Consider the following 19847-nt stretch of genomic DNA (forward strand, 5'->3'; position numbering starts at 1 on the left):
ACACCCCCTCGTTTTCGTGCATTTCATTCATAGAATGAAATTAAGCAATAATCTCATCTTTACCACCCTTTGAGACAACGATTTCACCTTCTTCTTCTAAGCGGCGAATAACACCTACAATGCGCTACTGCGCTTCTTCCACATCACGAACTCTTACATTATATGTATATTCCAAATCGGACCGGACGGTCTCTGCCATACGAGAGGACATATTTGCAAATATAACATCGGAAACTTCCTTTGCCGCACCTTTGAGTGCATATACCAGATCGTGGGAATCCACTTCATGAAGGCACTTCTGAATCGCCATACTATCCAGTACCACAATATCTTCAAATACAAACATTTTCTTTCGAATTTCATCCGTAAGCTTCGCATCTTTTTTGCCCAATTCGTCGAAGATATATTTTTCATTGCTGCGATCCATATGGTTCATAACGTCTGCGATATAATCTACGCCGCCAATCTGTGCAAAATCGGTAGATAAAACAGAAGCAAATTTTTTCTCCATTACACTTTCTACCAACTTAATGTTATCTGGAGAGGTGCTATCCATATTAGCGATACACTCAACCACTTTTAACCGTTTTCTTTTCGGAAGTTCCGCAATGACATCTGCTGCCTGATCGGCTCTTGCATAAGATAAAATCAGTGCAATCGTCTGCGGTCGCTCATGCTGAATAATCGCAATCAAGTTTTTACTATCGGTTTTACGAATAAATTCAAAAGAGCGAACTTTTAAGGTCTTTGTAACACGTTCTAGCAAAAAATTTGCTGTTTGCGAGCCAAATGCTTTTTCAAGTATGGTTCTCGCATATTCCAGTCCCCCATCCGTTATTACTTTTTGTGTTAAACATAATTTATAAAAATCATCTAAGGCACTTTCCGTCTGTTCAGAGGATAAGTTACGAAGTCTTGCAACTTCAACGGTCAGCATTTCCAATTCATCCTCACTCAAGTGCTTATAAATTTTTGATGCCTTTTCTGCTCCTAAAGCAATGATTACGGCAGCTGCCTTCTGCCCCGGCGTCAACTCAGTCGGCATTTCCATCGCCTCCCTTTAGCCAAGTTTTGATAAGCTGTGCTGATATTTCCGGGTTCTTATCCGCAAATTCCCGAATCTCACCTTTTAATTCCTGCTCTCTCGATTGTTTCAATTCATCCAGCTTAATCAATTCATCTATATCATTATTTTCATTAGTTCCTTCTTCCAAAGCAACTCCTTCTGCTTCTTTTTTCGCTTTAATCCGCCTTAGAATAAAGAATGCAATCAGTCCTGCAATCAAAAGGAATACTAGAATTCCAATTGCAATCGGCACAACCTTGCTTTTTCCCAACGTGCTGAGCAAGCCACTTGCAGGCACAGTATCCTCTGTAACGCTTGCTCTAAAGACAGCGACCTTTTCATCTGCCATCTCCGTGTCGATTCCTGCAGTCGTAGCAACTAACCGTTTAATCTCTGCCAATTCCGTTTTGCTTAGCTGCTTTGTATTGATAACAACTGCTACGGTTAAATCTGATACAACTCCAGAATCGCTTTGAATCTGCTCCTTTACCTTGCTTACCAAATAGTCAAAAGACTTGTTGTCCTTGTAATAAATCTCATTTCCGTCAGTTGTGATATTCGGATAAACCGGAACCTGTGCATTGCTGTCCGTTCCAACAACACCGGCAGATGCCGTACCTTCTCCGATGATTTCAACGTCGTTATCCTCTTTTGAAATAATCCCCTTTTGATCATCTGTACTTGGCAGATAAGTGATGATTTCTTTTATTTTTTTATCTACGTCCATCGTGCATTTTGCCGTTACACGAACCGAGTCCTCATCGAAAATAAGGGTTAAATTATGCAGAACTTTGTTCTGTATCGTATTTTCCATATCCCGTTCTAAAGCTAATTTCAGTTTGGAAGAACCTGTTTGCGAAAGATCGTACATAGAAGTCAGATCTCTTCCCGTGCTATCCGTAATAAGAACTTGCTCCGGCTGCATGTCCGGAATACTTCTTGCAACTAATCTTTGAATGCCTTGTACCTGTTCACTATCTAAAGTATCACCTTTTGTTATAATCACTACGCTCGCACTCGGCTCTACTTTTTCTTTTTCCAAAACATATTTTTGATCCTGACCGACCGCAATTGTTACTACTGCATCACTTACACCGTCAAATAAACGAATTGTAGATGCCAAACGGTCTTGGAGTTCATAAATTTTATATGTATTTTTTTCAAAATCCGTTGCCATCATATCCACGTTTGATGAAAATGTGTTATAGGTCAACCCGCTCTTCGGATACCCTTCCATAACCAGCTTCGCTCTTAATTCATCTACTTGCTTTTTAGGTACAGAAACATTACCATTTTTATCATATTTTGCAGTGACATCTAATTCCTGTAAAGCCGTTACAATCTCCGACGCTTCCTGCTGATTCACTCCGGTAAACATCGTGTCATATGGCTTTGAATTCAACAATATCGTACAGATTATTGCGAACACAAAAATCGCAACAGCACTTCCTATGATAATATAACGGTTTCTATTGCTCAATTTACTATTAATCTCTTTTATCTGTTCTATTATTTTATCAAATTTATCACGCAAAAGCCATTCCTCATTCGTTCTTCTAATTTTTATAAGTTAATGCGCATCAACTCCGAATAGGCATCCAGCGCTTTATTTCGCATCTCTACTAACAGCCTTCCGGAAAGGTAGGCTTTTGTAGAATTAATCCCTAAGGTATGCAGGTCATCCACATCCCCCAACGCCAAAGCTTCGGTGTCTCTAGCTACTTGATCTTCTGTTTCTCTTACATTATTAATTGCATTTTCAAAAATTGATTTAAATGGGGTGCCGCCAGACACCGCTTCTTTCTCTGTTTCCAGTTCTGGCATTTTCCCCATTCCATTTAGCGGTTGCATCGGTGTAATAAACATTTTTCTCCTCCATTCGCTTTTTCGTATCACATTTCATCTATTACTATAGCGAATGTTTATTTACCAACCTCTAAGGCTTTTGATGCCATTAACTTAACGGCATTGATTGCCGTGACATTCGCTTCGTAAGAACGTGAAGCGCTCATTGCGTCTATTGTTTCTTGTAAAATATTTACATTTGGTAAATTTACATAACCTCTCTCATCTGCATCCGGATGTGTTGGATCGTAAACGGTTTTAAAAGGTGACTCATCTTCAATAATCTCGCTCACACGCACACCACCCACACCATTTCCTGATGCCGGCTGCTTTCCCAGTGCTCGGTTCATCAAAGATTTAAAATCCCCTTTTTCAATTGCTTCAAACGCTACCGTCTTTCTTCTATAAGGACCTCCTGATTCTGTTCTTGTCGTATCTCGATTCGTCAAGTTTTCTGAAATGATGCTCAACCGCAGTCGCTGAGCAGTCAAAGCAGAACCATTAATATTCAAAGTATTCAAAAATGCCAAATCATCCACCATCCTTCTACAATAAATCATAAAATTTACCAATATTTCTACAAAAATGACTTTTTGTTAATTATTTATTAATATTATTTTACATTTTTCGCTACTTTATTACAATAGGCATTCCTACATTTCCTATTGTCAATATTTAATAAATAATTTTTAATGAAACAAAAAAAAGCTCCAATCCTTACCAAATTGCAACCCATACTTTGATAAAAATTTTCTTTCGGAAACTGGCTGTCATAAGCGTATGCTCTTAGACCCTATAGCTTTGCGTCACTGCTTTTCAACAGTTTTGCCTTTGTCGAGAAATTCTTGACAAATATTTTATTTGTAAAATAATATATCATATTCGATCTATTTTGTCAATATATTCTAAATTATTACAAATTAAATGGGATTTTTCCAAAATTAATTTCTATTCTATGTAAAATTTGTTAATTCTATGTAAAAACAATCGTTCTGTCTTTTCCCAGTGCTTTTGCTTGATATAATGCATTATCTGCACGGTCGAACAAATCATCAGGACTGTCCCTTAAAAAATTCGATTGGGCAACACCGACGCTAAAAGTAACATTCTCATTATTCATCGAAGAAAAAGATAATCTTGAAAACTCTTTGCGAAAATAATCAATTTTTTCTGCTGCCGTTTCTTTCGTTGTCTCTCGAAATAAAATTGCAAACTCCTCACCTCCATAACGTGATGTAAATTCATTCTCCTCTGAAAAAAAGATACGAAGCATTTTAGATAGGCTTGTTAAGACCTCATTTCCGGTAGAGTGTCCATACGTATCGTTAATCTTTTTAAAATCATCCAAATCCATAATAGCAAGTGTTGTCGCTTTTCCCTTAGGTGTATCCTCATTTAATACTGTTTCAATATATGAAAAAAATGTATTTTGATTATAAAGACCGGTAAGAGGATCCTGCTTAACCTGTTCTCGCAGGCTCTCTTGCAGCCGATGACCGGATTTTAAATAAATCAAATTTTCTTTATTGTAGGAAATCAAAACTTGGCAGATCAGATAGGCTGCAAGCAAAACAGCATAAAATGCAGTTAAATTAATAAAAAAAAGTTCCAATGCCCCTCCTATATGAATAAAGGAACGCAGCCAGTTAACAGAAGAAAAAAACATACTGCTGAAAAAGACGATTCTCGTCTTTTTCGATTCACCAAATAATATTGTCACCATAATCGGTATGACATAGATTGCATACACAATAAATACGGTATCGTGAAAATAGGTGATGACAAAACACATTACGATTCCAGTAAATAAAACCGCATCATTCTTTTGATCCGTAGTCCTATTTTTCGAATGTTGAAAGACAGATGAGAAAAAAACAGATACAAGATTAATGAATGAGGGAGTAAAAACATACTGCCTTAAATATTGGAATTCATTAACACTTTCGCTAAAAGCATATCGCATTTTTAAAACAGAAAAAACAGATAACTCGGTAAGAAACTCAATCAACACAATACCCCAAAAAAGGTTTGAGATCTGCATCCTTCTTCTCTCCAGAGTGTAATTCCACCTGTTATTCCGCTCCATCATTCATGTCTCCTATTTCGGTCAAACTTCCAAGCTTTTGACTAAGAATGTCGATTTGCAGCATTGCCTGTAGTAACTCGCTGTACGAAATCTGCTCTAACGAATCCATTTCTATTGCATCACCTGTTTTAAATGATATTCTGCTTGATGTCCTGCTTGCCGCCACGTTTTCTCCCATATAGCCGATTACTTTATTTATATAATTTTGTGTTTCCTTAAATGGGGGAACGCCGCCATATTTTTTAACATTTCCACTTCCGGCATTGTATGAAGCTAAAGTCAAATTGATATCTCCACTATACTGTTTTAACTTCTGCGCCAAGTAATTTGCCCCGCCGAAAATATTTTGTTCCGGGTCGAAAGCATCCTTTACTCCAAGTGCCGCAGCAGTCTCCGGCATTAACTGCATTACGCCTTGTGCACCGCATCTTGAAATTGCTTGTGTATTAAAATTGGATTCCGCCTTTGCTACCGCTTTTAAAAGATTCAGCGGAACTTGATATTCTTCAGCCGCACGTTCAAAGATAGAGTCTAAATCAATTTCTTTACCATCTGATGCTCCCATTTCTTTCTCTAAGAAATTTTGAAAATTGGAAGGCACTTTTTTATCCCGCTCTTTTGCTCTGACTGCTGCTGTATCATTTATACTTGCAAAATTAATTACCTTACTCATACACTTCTCCTGATTCTTACTTTAACTTTTTCTATCTTACCGTTTTTGAGATATAAGAGCAACTAATTTTATTCATTTTATAACACAATTCTACAATATAAAGCAAAATACTACATGAACAAATAAGCTTATTATTATTTCTTTTACAAGAATTCCTTAATCTAATTATAGAAAAAGCCCATATTTTTTTATTCTGAGCTTTCTCTAATGATTTAACTGAGACGACTTTTAAAATCTTCATATCCAAACGTCTTAATGACTTTTATATCTTCTGCTTCTCTTAATGCAATAGATGGAAGATTCATGCCATTGAATGTATTATTCTTAACCATGGAATAAATCGCCATATCACAAAAACAGAGTTGATCGCCAATTTGCAATGGTTGATCAAAGGAATAGTCCCCGATGAAATCTCCAGCTAAGCAGGTAGGTGCTCCTAAGCGGTACGTATATTTTTTCTCTCCCGGTTTACCCGCTCCAATTACTTCCGGACGATATGGCATCTCTAAAACATCCGGCATGTGACAAGCTGCCGATGTATCAACGATGGCAATCTCCATACCATTGTCAATTACATCCAATACCGTTGTTACTAAATACCCTGCATTCAGTGCGACTGCTTCACCGGGCTCCAAATAAACAGTCACACCATACCGTTCTTTCATACGATGAATCAATTGAACCAGCGTCTCAATATCATAATCCGAACGAGTAATATGATGTCCCCCACCGAAATTCAACCATTTCATTTTAGGGAGTATCTCTCCAAATTGTTTTTCAACTGCATCAATTGTTACTTTTAATGCATCTGAATTTTGTTCACATAATGTATGAAAATGAAGGCCACTTATACCCTCTGATTGATCTGAATGAAAATTCTTTTTTGTGATCCCCATTCTGGAATAAGGAGAACAGGGATCATAAATTGCATGTCCTTCCTGCGTCGAGCATTCCGGGTTTATTCGAAGGCCGCACTCTTTTTTTAATTCCATCGCTTTCCGCTTATATTTCTCCCATTGAGAAAAAGAATTGAATATAATATGATCACAGATATTAAAAATCTCATCGATCTCTTCTTCTCTATAAGCTACTGAAAAAATATGATTTTCCAAACCCATATAGTCTGCTCCAAGCTTTGCTTCAAAAAGTCCGCTTGCTGTTGTTCCGCTAAGATACTTTCCGATCAGCGGATACACGGAAAACATGGAAAAGCATTTTTGTGCAAGTAAAATGCGGCAATCCGTTTCATCCATAACTTGTTTTAATATCTTTAAATTTTTCACCAGTCGTTCTTCATCAATTAAATAAAAAGGAGTAGCTATATTAAAATGTTTCATCATGATTCGCTCTTCCCTAATCCACTAATACCGGATTAAACTCTTCTTCCCATGGAAGTCCCCATTGATTTAGCGCATCCATAAATGGATCGGGATCGAATTGCTCAATGTTAAAGACACCGTTTCCTTTCCATGTGCCGTTCATAATAAGCATCGCACCAATCATAGCCGGAACACCGGTGGTATAGCTGACTGCTTGTGAACCAACCTCTTTATAGCATTCCTGGTGGTCACAGATATTGTATAGATAGTAGGTTTTATCCTTTCCATCTTTCTTCCCTTTAAAAATACAGCCGATATTCGTTTTACCTACCGTTCTTGGTCCAAGACTGGATGGGTCCGGAAGCACAGCTTTTAAGAACTGAAGCGGCACAATCTGCTTTCCTTCAAACTCAATTGGTTCGATCGAAGTCATTCCAACATTTTCAAGGCACTTCAAGTGAGTAAGATAACTTTGTCCAAAGGTCATAAAGAAACGAATTCTATGAATACCCTTAATATTGAGAGCTAATGATTCCAATTCTTCATGATGCAACAAATACATGTCTTTTTTCCCTACGCCTTTAAAGTTATATTCTCTTTTGATCTCCATCGGCTCTGTTTCAATCCATTTGCCATCTTCCCAATAGCTTCCATTGGCGGATACTTCACGAATATTAATCTCAGGATTAAAGTTTGTTGCAAACGGATACCCATGATCGCCGCCATTGCAATCTAAAATATCGATTTCATTGATTTCATCAAAATGATGTTTCATTGCATATGCAGAAAATACACTGGTTACTCCCGGATCAAATCCACTACCGAGAAGAGCTGTAATCCCCGCTTCTTTGAATCGTTCCTGGTATGCCCATTGCCACTTATATTCAAATTTCGCCGTATCCAAAGGCTCATAATTTGCTGTATCAATGTAATGCGTCTTCGTTTCTAAGCATGCATCCATGATGGTTAAGTCTTGATATGGAAGTGCTAAATTCAATACAACCTTTGGTTTAAATTCATTGATTAATGCAACCAATTCCGCTACATTATCCGCATCTACCTGTGCCGTATAAATCTTTGTTTTTGTCTTTCCTTCTAATTCACGCTTTAATTGGTCGCACTTACTTTTTGTACGGCTCGCGATCATAATTTCTTCAAAAACCGTACTGTTTTGACAGCATTTATGAATTGCGACACTCGCAACACCCCCACAGCCAATAATTAACGCCTTACCCATTCTCTTTTCCTCCTTGTTCTTTCCTTTATTTTCTATATTTATAAAGTGATTTATTTGCTCCCAACTGCCAGTAATAATTCTCGAAGTATTTTACAAGCAACCGCTGTAGACGCTCCACTAGGGTCATAAATCGGAGCTAATTCATTCACATCCATGCCGATAATGTCCAATGCAGCCACTTTTTTTATCGCCTCAAGCAATTCCATAAATGTAACACCACCCGCCTCTGGCGTTCCTGTTCCCGGGAAGACGGAAGGGTCCAGTACATCTAAATCAATGGTAAAATATACAGGATATCCCTGGCAGGCTGTTATTGCATCTTCTAAGCCTTCAAAAGAAAATTTGTTAAGGTTCGTGTGCTCTTTTGCCCATTGAAATTCCTCACGTTCTCCGCTTCGAATTCCAAATTGATGAATGCAGCCGTCACCTACCAAGTCCCATATCCTTCGAATTACAGAAGCATGTGACAAACGTTCACCCAAGTACGCTTCTCTCAAATCAGAATGCGCATCAAAATGAATGACACGAAGCTCTTTATAAGATTCAAACACCGCTTGTACTGCACCAAATGTCACTAGATGTTCTCCTCCAATCATGCAGGGAATTTTACTATCATGAATGATTTTATTCGTCGTTTCTTTAATTTGATCTAAAGCATTCAATGGATTTCCAAAGCTAAGTTCCAAGTCTCCACCGTCAAAAACATTGATTTCCTGTAAATCTTTATCCTGATACGGACTATATGTTTCCAAACCAAAGGATTCACTTCGCATGGTTCTGCTTGCAAATCTCGTCCCGGGTCGAAACGAAGTTGTCGAATCAAACGGTGCTCCAAAGAGAACAATGCCCGCATCCTCGTACTCTGCATCGCATCCAATAAAGGTTTCTACGTTTTTATTCCACATCTTTTAAAAGCTCCTCTACATAGGTTGGCAATGCAAATGCCCCTAAATGAATCTGTGTATTATAATACTTTGTCTTTAATTCTTTTTTCTGCCATCTTTCTGGTAAGAAGTCTCGTGTCGGGTGATATTTTTTCGAAGCAAATCCAAACAGCCAATGCCCGGAAGGATAAGTAGGAATATGTGCCTGATACACCTTGCTTATTTCAAAGCTTTCTACAATTCTCTTATGTGCTCTTTGCATCGCAATCGCATCATCCGGATAAAACGGACTTTCATGTTGATTTACCATGATACCATCTTCCTTTAATGCTTTATAACAATTCCCATAGAACTCTTTTGTGAAAAGTCCTTCCCCCGGACCAAAAGGATCGGTTGAATCTACGATAATCAAATCGTACTCTTGATTTTTTGTGCGAATGAATCGCAATCCATCCTGATAATAGATTTTCACTCTTGGATCTTCCAAACAACAGGCAGTAACCGGTAAATATTTTTTACAAACCGCTACGACCTTTTCATCAATTTCAACCATATCAATCTGCTTGATTGTCTCATACTTTGATAGCTCGCGAATGACACCGCCGTCACCTGCACCGATCACCAAGACAGTTTTCACATCCGGATGTACTGCCATTGGAACATGTACAATCATTTCATGATAAATAAATTCATCCTTTTCCGTCAGCATCATGTATCCGTCTAAAGTTAAAAATCGTCCAAATTGCTTTGACTCAAACACATCAATTCTTTGAAATTCACTTTGCTCTGAATATAACTGCCGATTTACTTTTATAGAAAATTTCACATCATCGGTATGCCGTTCTGTATACCACAAATCCATGTTTCCTTACTCCTTTCCAGCTATAACATTGATATGTTCTATCTTCATATCCTCAGGTCCGGTCATGAAACAACCTTTTCCTTTTGCATATTGAATATAATTCAATATATCATTTGTAATTTTCTCCCCCGGTGCCAAAATCGGAATACCGGGAGGGTAGCACATGACGAATTCTCCGCACACATATCCAGCCGTTTCCATGATCGGCAGCGATTTTTTTTCTCCGTAAAAAGCGTTCTGCGGAGTTTCTGCCACAAGTGGACTCATATATTCGTGATCCAGCATCCCTGCTCTTTCTTTTTTATACCTGCGGCGTATTTCTGCAAGTGCGCTGACTAGACGTTCAATATCACGTTCCCGGTCTCCCACAGAGATATAAGCCAGTATATTTCCAATATCTCCAAATTCTATCTGAATGCCGTACTCATCTCTTAGCAGATCGTAAACTTCAATCCCCGCCAACCCAACATTCAGTGTGTTTACTGATAATTTAGTCACATCAAAATCATAAATAGAATCCTTATTGATTCTTTCACTGGAATAAGCATAATAATCGCCGATTTGATTGATTTCATTCCTTGCATAATCAGCTAAATCTCTTACCTTTTTAAAGATTTCCTTTCCGTTTAAAGCTAAATTCTTTCTGGATACATCTAAACTGGACAACAATAAGTAAGAAGCGCTCGTTGTTTGTGTCAGATTAATGATTTGCCTTACATAGTCTGCATTCATTTCTTCCCCTAACAGTAAAAATGAACTTTGCGTTAAACTTCCACCGGATTTATGCATACTGACAGCCGCCATATCTGCTCCTGCCTCCATAGCGGAAATCGGAAGCTCCTCATCAAAATAAAAGTGTGTGCCATGCGCCTCGTCCGCCAATACCAACATCCCGTATCGATGCGCAAGCTCTACAATTCCTTTTATATTCGAGCAAATTCCATAATAAGTTGGATTGTTTACTAAAACAGCTTTTGCATCCGGATTCTCTAAGATGGTTTTTTCCAGTTCACTCAAACGCATTCCTAAAGATATGCCAAGCTCTTCATCAATATCCGGATTGACATAGATCGGAGTTGCACCACTTAAAATTAATGCATTGATTGCACTTCGATGCACATTTCTCGGCATGATAATCTTCTCGCCTGACTTACAGGCAGCAAAAACCATAGTCTGGACAGAGGAAGTGGTTCCTCCTACCATAAAAAAGGCATGTGCTGCACCAAACGCATCTGCTGCAAGTCTTTCCGCTTCGGAAATAACGGAAACCGGATGGCATAAATTATCAAGCGGCTTCATGGAATTTACATCAACCGACATACATTTTTCGCCTAGAAAATCAGTCAGTTCCAAGTTTCCCTTTCCTCTTTTATGCCCAGGTACATCAAATGGTACAATCCGATCTTTTTTAAATTTCTGTAAAGCCTCAAAAATTGGCATATGCCTTTGATCCAAATGCATATCTTACACCTCCCTACTTTCTAATCATAAATATTACTTCCAGTAAAAATCTCTATCATTTCCCGCCTTAGACTATTGGTAATATCCAATCTTGTTTTTGGGGGTATTTCGTATACGTCTGTTTTAAATAGATAATTCTTTAAATCAATCTCCTTAATCAGCATCTTTGTATGAAAAAGATTGGATTGATACACATTAATGTCAATGGCATCATATTTTTTCAGCGTTTTATCATCAATATAATCTTGAATTGAAGTCATGCTTTGATCCATAAAAAGTTTTTTACCTTCAATATCTCTTGTAAATCCACGAACACGATAATCCATGGTTATGATATCCGAATCAAAGCTTTGAATTAAATAATCTAATGTAGACAAAGGTGTGATTTCACCGCAGGTAGCTACATCGATATCCACACGAAATGTCGCGATGCATGTTCCTGGGTGATATTCCGGATAAGTGTGTACCGTTACATGGCTCTTATCCAAGTGTGCAAGAACAGTTTCACCCTTTGTTATGATTTCTTCTTCAACGCACTTACATGAACCCGAGCGAACCATTTGTTCTTCAGCAAGCAAAATAGTAACGCTCGCTCCTTGCGGCTCATAATCCTGTTTTGAAACATTTAATACATGCGCACCTATCATTTCGGATACGTGGTAAAGTATCTTTGTTAAACGATCGGAATTATACTGCTCATCAATATAGGCAATATAGTCTTTTTGTTCTCGTTCGCTCTTTGCATAGCAGACATCATAAATATTAAAACTCAATGATTTGGTTAAATTATTAAATCCATATAATCGCAATTTGTCATTCATTTTTTTCATTCCTCATCCTTATCGTTCCCAAGATATCCGCAAACATTTTGATAAATATTAAAAAAACTCAAGCTGAATGATCATTTTTAACATCATTACACTTGAGTTTCAATACTAAAATTGTTTTATTTCAATGCAAAGCTCTATTTGCATTTTATTTATTCAATATCAGATTAGAGTCTATATAGCAAGAATTACTTTTACTACTCTTATTGATCGTTTCACAAGTGTGATGTGCCTTCGGGCACACGGTTGTTTAGTAACCAACTCAATGTTAAATCATTGTATTCAACATCAACTTATAAAATTTGAGCAATGTACTCAATCAATAAGGCAACGAAGTTGCCAATTCGGCATTTGACCTGGCTGTCCGCATGGCCATGATTCCCAAAAATGGAAATAGTCAAAAATTCTCGCAAAAACCTCTAACTGTTTTTGCTTTTCCAATTATATATCAGCTTATTTTAAAATGCAACTATTATTTAATATGTAATCTTATTTTCATTTTCCTGACACACATTTTCTATCATCACACCAATTCGTCTCCGTTTTGCTGCATCAGATATGCAACCGCAGCCTCTGTGATGCGCTCTGCAGCCCTTTCCTGATATTCGTCGGAAACAATCAACTTCCAATCTTCTGGATTTGTAACATAACCGATTTCGATCAAGACAGCTGCGACTTCCGTTTGACGTAAGACCTGCAAGTCTGTATCCGCTACAATCCCTCGACTTATGATCTGCGTGTCCGCTGCAATTTTCTCTTCTATTTTTTTTGCTAAAATATAGCTTTCTTCTCCTCCGATTGTTTTCTTTTCGTTATACCATATACCCATTCCTCTGACACTGCTGTCAGTAAAGGAATTTTGATGAATGCTTATAAATAGATCCGGATTTTCTTTTTTTGCCATAGCCACCCGCGCATCTCGTGATAAATACGTATCATCATTTCGAGTCATAAAGACCCTTACTCCTTTTTTTTCTAATTTTTTTTGTATCTTAAGCGTAATTTGTAAATTCAATTCTTTTTCTAAAATAGCTCCTGCATCCGTTCCACAGTCATTTCCGCCATGTCCAGCATCGAGCATCACTGTCCCCAGCAAATCATCATTTAAATCCCATAAGTCTTCAAAAACATGGCTTGTCCCACTCTCTTTTCCAATGAAACCAGAATGAATCATTACACTTCGAAAAAAGAAAAGCGTTAAAACACTGACTGCAAAAAAAATCAATTTTTTCTGTAGCCTTTTTCTTTTTATCCTTTTTCTTTTTAACCGTTCTCTGCGAAGCTGCCTGCGTTGACTCGGTTCTAAATTTTCTATCGATGGCTGCATAGACATTCCTTTCTCTTAATCATACATATCAGGGGTTCTTGTTTCCATATATATCCTCAATGACCGTATGTGTAAGATACTCTTTTATAATATAAGGAACAATATTCTCATTCATATAAAAAATAATATTTATATTTAATTTTTTTGCTTTACTATATTATTATAGATTTTTATTATATCAGATATCAAGCAGTCAATTCTTAAGTTACTCTTAAATATAAAGCTTTCCCTTTAAATAAAAGTATTCCTAAACTAAAATAACTCGGCAGGAATGCCCACCGAGTTATTTTTATATCCTTATTAATTTTCAGTCACTTGACAGCTTCCGTTTCTAAAAGCACGCCCTTCACCTTTTCCTTGCACATTTTTCATTTTGTTTCCTTGCACATTTTTCATTTTGTTTCCTTGCCCTTGACCGTTACCATTCATCATTCCAAATCCAGCTCCCATTTTTTCACCAATTTTTGCAGTTCTGCCCCCATCGCAATTGCTCTGATTTTCTTCAATTTCTGCAATGATCTCTTCTGCTCTTTCCTGTGCCATGCTTCCCTCAGAAACCCTTTCTTCTAAACGATCCTTTTTTATTTGGAGCTGTTCTCCTTTAAACGCTTCCAGCTTTCCAGCATCCTTTGCAATGCTTCCATAAGTAACATTGTCTGCTGTTTTTTCTGCAACAACACCTTCTACTGTTCTCCCTGTCAGTGCTGCAACTGCTTCTGCCGGGTTCTCATAGCTTGAAGCTGCAAAGGCAGTCAATGAAGTTGCCCCAAATGCAAATACCATCATACCAACTGTTAAAGCTATTTTTGTCCTTTTCATATAAAAGACCTCCTTTTTCATATTTGCTTCTTGTCTTTAACAAGTTTTATGATTTCATGATACCCCGCACATATGGCAAAAGTATGGCATAAATTTTTCATTTTCGTGGTATTTTATAATTTCTTGCATTTTGTTTCTCTTATTCGATTTTCAATTAACCTTCCTTATAAACTTGTTTCATATACTCGCTTAACTTTTTTAAACCTTCTGCCAAAGTTTTGGAATCGTATGCGTAACCGATTCTTACGCAATACTCCAATTCAAAGCATTCTCCAGGAGTAAAAAAAACACCTGTATCCTTTAATAAATTTTTACAGAATTCTCTGGAAGGTACTTTAAAATCATAATACAGCAATGCAGTGGTTCCCGCCTCCGGTTTTGTATACGTAATATGCGGTTCCGCATTCACCCAGTCATCCAGAATTTTTCGATTTTTTTTAATGATTTCTCTGTTTCGCTTAAAAATGGCCTCTTTACTTTCCAGCGCAACAGAAGCAAAGATATCATCCATTACGCCACAGCTGATCGTATCATAATCTCTTCGTTCTTTGCACAAATCAAGGACTTCTTGACAACGGGCTGCGATCCAGCCCATACGAAGACCTGCCAATGAAAACACCTTTGACATGCTCCCCACGCTGATCCCTTTTTCGTACAGGTCTGTTATAGACGGCATATAGCTTTCATCGATGCTTAATCCTCTATATACTTCGTCGCTGAGAATATAAGCTCCTGCTTTAGAGGCAATGTATACGATTTCTTCCAGCATTTCCTGCGGGATCAAAGAGCCGGACGGATTATTTGGATTATTGATTGTAATCAGCTTTGTATTGCCTTTGACCATACGTTTCAGCTCTTTTAAGTCAGGAAGAAATCCCTTTTCTGGTGTCAGCTGCAGTATGTTTACCTCTGCACCGATCGATTCCGGAATGGAGTAATGCTGCTGATAAGTAGGCATCACCGAAACCATAGAATCTCCTCGTTCCAAAATTGAAAGCAATGCCAGATGATTTCCGCCAATTGCTCCGTGGGTAGGGATAACCTGATGTGGTTCAATCTTTTCATATAATCCACTTATTCCATTGCGATAAGCGTCTGATCCATAGATATGACTATATGTCATTCTTGTATCAGCTAACCCTTTCATAAATTCCTCCGGATTCTTCTCCGCCAATATTAAAAGCTCTCTCAGCGTAAGCGAATCTACGCAGGTTTCCGCCAAATTATACACCGCATCATTCTCATATTCGTTCATCCATTGCTCCACCTTAAACGTTTTTATCTTCATAAACACCTCCATCTTTCACTTTATTTATTGCCTATTATTATAGATTTTTTGTATTACTCTTGCATAGTTTTAATCATGAAAAACTATACTATTTATCTTATCTGCAAAAATTAAAATTATTTAAAAAAATGTTGCAACATCAGAGAAACTTTAAGCTGCAACATCCATAATTATTTTTCATTCAATTTTAGTTCGATAAATCTTTATCGCAAGAGATAGGTCCAAAAAATCTATCTTTTACTTTCCCTCTTTTCCTGTCATATGCTCAATTTCAATCTCCATTACGCTTACAGCTGCAAGTGCCTTTTCAATATATGCCTGTCCGCTTTGCATATATTCAGAGGAGTATTTTTCAATCAATGCTAAAAGACCTTCCCTTTTCTCCTGCGGCTCTGAAAGCACACGTGCTTTCCCGAATACAATCGCACTTCGATACAAGGTATCGAACTTTTCCGGTAAAACTTCATTCTTTTCAACCACACTCAGGGATACCTTCGGCTCTTTTTTAATTGCATCAATTTTATGTCCCTGCATTGCACCGTGAAAATATATTTTATTATCCTTGTAAGCAAAACTGATCGGCAGTGAATAAGGATAACCACCATCCCCTAAAAGAGCCAGCGTGCCGTAAAGCGTTCTTTCAAGCATCTGAATTGTTTCTTCTGTCGCCAATTGTTTTTCTTTTCTTCTCATTTCTCGAAACATAATATCCTCCTTTTTCACATCACCGTATTCTAATTGCTTTTATTTTAACTCATTACCTTGCTTTTTTCAAATAATTATCCACTACATGGCTTTCTAAATTTTTCACTTTAAGGCTCTGGTATTTTTGATTGCTGAATATATTGACTTTGAAGCTGGCAAGACCTGCCCTCTTTTGAAAATAAGAATGTGATTTCTCAAATGACTGCACTGCTGTTCTCTTTACTACTGTTTTGACCTTATACATTCCATTGTATGACATAGTAAGAAGCTCTTGATCCATACCAACTGCGGCATTTCGAAATTGCATATAGCCTAACCAACATGCAAAAGGCAAGAGGATCACACCAGCAATTCCAAACGAAACATAGTGCATTAGAATTGCTACTAAAATACCTAAAAAAAGAACCTTTTTCCAAATAAAACGCAACAGTGCACGTTTCGGAAGCACCTGTATTTTCCCTTTATAAACAAATTCGGGCAGCAATTCATCCATGATCTCTTCCTCTAATTTTGCATTACAGATTGGAAATAAAATAGCAGACTCTCCTTTTTCATCCCCATATCCAATGCTTTCGATTTCTAATGTTTTTAGATGAAACAGCTGCATAAGTGCATTCTGCCGCCCATGCACTCCTTTTATTTTATCCCGTGAAAACGAATAATGTTTTTGATTCAATAATCCGTAACAGATATTCAGCTTATCTCCCTCCACATCGATTCTAAAATTATAGTATTGAATCAGACTTTTCATGATTGATAAAAGAGTGCTGATTAAAATAACACCCGCCACAACCCATATTACTTTTTCCCATAGATATTTTGCCGTTATTTCGTAATCTAAGAGTTTAATATCAAAAATATTGAAAATATAATCATCTAAAAATGTATAGGCGACAAAAATAATACCAATTCCTTTTGTGACCGCATTGGAAGTACACGCATAAAGCATCAATTGAGTAAAACTGACATTGTAGCCTTTACCAAAAGTCTTAGAATCTGTTTTGATATGGTCCGGGCGATTTAAAATCAAACTGCGGACTTCGAGTGCTCTCCTTTTATCTAACAGCAAAGACAGCTCGCTTTCATTTTTTGAAAGGCTCCCCGTATCTACTTTTACTTTAACCGTCCCAAATATTTTGTCCAGAATACCCTCTGTCAGATCCACTGTTGTCACTCGTTGAAATGGGATTTCTCTGATTTTTACATTCAGCAGTCCGCTTTTAAAATAGATCGCCTCTTTGTAAAAATAAAATACCTGCCTGCGCCAGTCCAATACACTGAATAGCAGCATGCTCAGTAGGATTAGAAACAATACATAAAAGAAAAGGTTGCCGCCAAAACCATCATGGTTTTTTATAATGATGATAAATAGTACAAGACCTTCCATCATTTTTTTTAAAAACATATATAATATTTTACAACTATGATTTCTCTCCGTCTGAAAGGGCATACTTCTCTTACTTTCAGACACTAAAGTATCGTCAATCTTTTTTTGTTCTTCTTTCTCAATCAACATCATCACTCATTTCTATCATAGTTTTTAATTTCTGAGATATTTCATTTGCTTCTTCAAGAGTCAACGCTGGTATTTCATGCGAATCACTTGCTGTATTAATATCGAGTGATGCCAAATGAAAAATCTGATAAATCGGTCCACGTTCAATCTCAATATACTGTATTCTGGAAATAGGAATTACCACCTTGCTGCGGATCAATACTCCATTCAGCAATTCAATGCGGTCTTGTTGAATGCTGTATCTCCACTCTTTATATTGAATCATCGGCATTATGAAGGTATTGACTAAAAAGAAAAGGATAAATAAAAAGGTCAATCCATTGAATCCAATTTTTACTGTCAGCATGTCACCAAATCTAGGCATGAGCAGTTTATATACAACCGGATAATAGATTGCAAAAAATATTGTCAAAAAAATGATTCTTCCTATCATCCAGGCTTTTACTGCATTTTTATGTATACGACTATATTCCATCTCGTGTAATTACTCCTCCTTGACCATTTACTTCAACAAATGTTTTTCCATCTTCAAACGGGTCTGCATCATCAAATACAGGGGGAATTACTACATCTCCATTCCTGTCAATATAACCGTATTTTCCATTCTTCCCTCGAAATAAAAGTAAACCATCCTGAAATCCCCTTCTTAATCCAGTGATACTGTTGCTTTCTTCATAAGGTACCTCAAATACGGCATCCCCGTTCTTATCGATTCCGCATAAACGCTTTCCTCTTCCAACAATTGACAATTCTTCAGAATAAGAATAAAAATCGCTGCAGCTGATTCTTTGAACGATCTCACCATTCGTATTCATCAGGCCCCAAGTATCATTCTCACGTTTTGCAGGTGCCAATCCATCCGAAAACGGTTCAGCATGCTCAAAGCTTTCCTCAAACAGTGGTTTGAAATCATAATCCAGATATTTGCTTTCCTGAAATACACTTTCCGTCTTATAGATAACCAGAAGCTTGTCTTCATCTGCTTTTTCAATCACATCGTACTTAGGATCTAACAATATTGTCCCATTTATATCCACGAGACCCCATCGTCCACCGATACTGTTCTTATTTGACTGCGCTTGAAACTGATACAATCCCCTTTCGCTATCAAATATGCTCAAAAAGTCACAATCAAATTTTAATTTTATCTCTCCGGAAGGCTCTATAATATAATATCCGGCTTCATCTTCTACAACAGCATAACCATTTTCAAACGGAGATGCACTTTTAAAAGTCTTAGCGATGTAATTACCTCCATCTAAACTATAATAATGCGCCTGATCTGTACTCCAATTTTTTCCCAGTATATATTTCATATCCCAATCCGGAGTAAGCGTCTCGTATATAGCCGGAATGATAATTTCTCCGTCTTTGCGCATGACACCAAACAGCTTATCAAAAATCCCGTATTCCTCTTTGTCCTCTACAACCACAGAAAAAACTTTTAATCCATACTTCTCAAATTCTTTATTCAGTTTCATCTGGCGCCAATCTATAAATTCAAAATCTTTTTCAAGGGGAATTTCCCAATTAAGATTAGAAATCGTCTTCTCAAGTAATTGTTTTTGCTGGTAAAACTCGTATGCTTTTATCCCGATTAAAAGTATTGCAATTGCTACAATTGCAATCATAATTCCCTTTTTACTCTTTGTAAGTGCTGATTCGCTTTCTGAAAGTTCTGCTATCCCCATATCCGTTCTCAATTCCTTTCTTTCTCAATTATTACAATTCATTATAACATAGTACTTGCATTAATATATTGCGAACATCTTAACTTTTTAGCAAAGCTCCATCCTATCAGCCGCAGTATAAATCCAATATTTTTGCTCTTCTGATAGAGAAGTAAGTAAAAGACTTAAAATTTGAGTCATTTTGTGGTATTATAAAGAAAGAAAAAACCTCTAAAAATTATTTTTAGAGGTTTTTTCTTTC

The 19847-nt window shown here is 37.1% G+C and carries 18 protein-coding genes, 1 pseudogene and 1 riboswitch; all 19 genes and pseudogenes read right to left on the reverse strand.

Features of this window, described 5'->3' with window-relative positions; genetic code table 11:
• Positions 1-40: 40 nt before the first annotated feature.
• The 19 genes and pseudogenes from fliG to U5921_RS00430 all read right to left on the reverse strand — a co-directional run bounded on the left by fliG (position 41) and on the right by U5921_RS00430 (position 19606).
• A pseudogene (gene fliG / locus U5921_RS00340) lies at positions 41-1045 on the reverse strand (flagellar motor switch protein FliG).
• Entirely contained in the window at positions 1035-2600 is a 1566-nt protein-coding gene (gene fliF / locus U5921_RS00345) for a flagellar basal-body MS-ring/collar protein FliF (RefSeq protein WP_324824555.1), read from the reverse strand. Before fliF ends, fliG begins: the two are co-directional and overlap by 11 nt.
• A 29-nt stretch (positions 2601-2629) precedes the next feature.
• Positions 2630-2932, reverse strand: a complete 303-nt coding sequence (fliE, locus tag U5921_RS00350; protein WP_324824556.1) for a flagellar hook-basal body complex protein FliE — start codon at positions 2930-2932, stop codon at positions 2630-2632.
• Positions 2933-2988: 56 nt separating this feature from the next.
• The gene (gene flgC, locus U5921_RS00355; RefSeq protein ID WP_324824557.1) at positions 2989-3441 is read right to left on the reverse strand and encodes a flagellar basal body rod protein FlgC; all 453 of its coding nucleotides are present in this window, start codon (positions 3439-3441) and stop codon (positions 2989-2991) included.
• A gap of 225 nt (positions 3442-3666) precedes the next feature.
• Positions 3667-3751, reverse strand: a riboswitch (cyclic di-GMP riboswitch).
• Between the two features lie 133 nt (positions 3752-3884).
• Positions 3885-4952, reverse strand: coding sequence for a GGDEF domain-containing protein (locus U5921_RS00360; protein ID WP_324824558.1), 1068 nt, complete (start codon positions 4950-4952; stop codon positions 3885-3887).
• A gap of 31 nt (positions 4953-4983) precedes the next feature.
• Positions 4984-5670, reverse strand: a complete 687-nt coding sequence (locus U5921_RS00365; RefSeq protein ID WP_324824559.1) for a lytic transglycosylase domain-containing protein — start codon at positions 5668-5670, stop codon at positions 4984-4986.
• A 212-nt stretch (positions 5671-5882) separates the two neighbouring features.
• A complete protein-coding gene (nspC, locus tag U5921_RS00370; RefSeq protein WP_324824560.1) occupies positions 5883-7010 on the reverse strand; it encodes a carboxynorspermidine decarboxylase in 1128 nt (375 codons plus the stop codon).
• Between the two features lie 13 nt (positions 7011-7023).
• Positions 7024-8226, reverse strand: coding sequence for a saccharopine dehydrogenase family protein (locus U5921_RS00375; protein WP_324824561.1), 1203 nt, complete (start codon positions 8224-8226; stop codon positions 7024-7026).
• Between the two features lie 50 nt (positions 8227-8276).
• Positions 8277-9131, reverse strand: coding sequence for an agmatinase (speB, locus tag U5921_RS00380; RefSeq protein WP_324824562.1), 855 nt, complete (start codon positions 9129-9131; stop codon positions 8277-8279).
• Positions 9121-9972, reverse strand: a complete 852-nt coding sequence (gene speE, locus U5921_RS00385; RefSeq protein WP_324824563.1) for a polyamine aminopropyltransferase — start codon at positions 9970-9972, stop codon at positions 9121-9123. The genes speB and speE overlap by 11 nt, the downstream gene beginning before the upstream one ends.
• 6 nt (positions 9973-9978) lie before the next feature.
• Entirely contained in the window at positions 9979-11433 is a 1455-nt protein-coding gene (locus U5921_RS00390) for an aminotransferase class I/II-fold pyridoxal phosphate-dependent enzyme (RefSeq protein ID WP_324824564.1), read from the reverse strand.
• Between the two features lie 20 nt (positions 11434-11453).
• Positions 11454-12254 (reverse strand): adenosylmethionine decarboxylase, encoded by an 801-nt coding sequence (gene speD / locus U5921_RS00395; RefSeq protein WP_417765023.1) that lies wholly within the window; start codon positions 12252-12254, stop codon positions 11454-11456.
• A 529-nt stretch (positions 12255-12783) separates the two neighbouring features.
• A complete protein-coding gene (locus tag U5921_RS00400; protein WP_324824566.1) occupies positions 12784-13593 on the reverse strand; it encodes an N-acetylmuramoyl-L-alanine amidase in 810 nt (269 codons plus the stop codon).
• Positions 13594-13887: 294 nt separating this feature from the next.
• The gene (locus tag U5921_RS00405) at positions 13888-14406 is read right to left on the reverse strand and encodes a hypothetical protein (protein WP_324824567.1); all 519 of its coding nucleotides are present in this window, start codon (positions 14404-14406) and stop codon (positions 13888-13890) included.
• A gap of 154 nt (positions 14407-14560) precedes the next feature.
• On the reverse strand, positions 14561-15694 hold the full coding sequence (locus tag U5921_RS00410; protein ID WP_324824568.1) for an aminotransferase: 1134 nt from the start codon (positions 15692-15694) through the stop codon (positions 14561-14563).
• Between the two features lie 237 nt (positions 15695-15931).
• A complete protein-coding gene (locus U5921_RS00415; RefSeq protein ID WP_324824569.1) occupies positions 15932-16399 on the reverse strand; it encodes a pyridoxamine 5'-phosphate oxidase family protein in 468 nt (155 codons plus the stop codon).
• 52 nt (positions 16400-16451) lie between these two features.
• Complete coding sequence (locus tag U5921_RS00420) at positions 16452-17918, reverse strand: PH domain-containing protein (protein ID WP_324824570.1); 1467 nt, start codon at positions 17916-17918, stop codon at positions 16452-16454.
• Positions 17905-18390, reverse strand: coding sequence for a PH domain-containing protein (locus U5921_RS00425; RefSeq protein ID WP_324824571.1), 486 nt, complete (start codon positions 18388-18390; stop codon positions 17905-17907). Before U5921_RS00425 ends, U5921_RS00420 begins: the two co-directional genes overlap by 14 nt.
• Complete coding sequence (locus U5921_RS00430) at positions 18380-19606, reverse strand: WG repeat-containing protein (RefSeq protein ID WP_324824572.1); 1227 nt, start codon at positions 19604-19606, stop codon at positions 18380-18382. Before U5921_RS00430 ends, U5921_RS00425 begins: the two co-directional genes overlap by 11 nt.
• Between the last annotated feature and the right edge of the window lie 241 nt (positions 19607-19847).

Origin of the sequence: Sinanaerobacter sp. ZZT-01 (assembly GCF_035621135.1) — a bacterium.
Taxonomy (GTDB): Bacteria; Bacillota; Clostridia; order Peptostreptococcales; family Anaerovoracaceae; genus IOR16.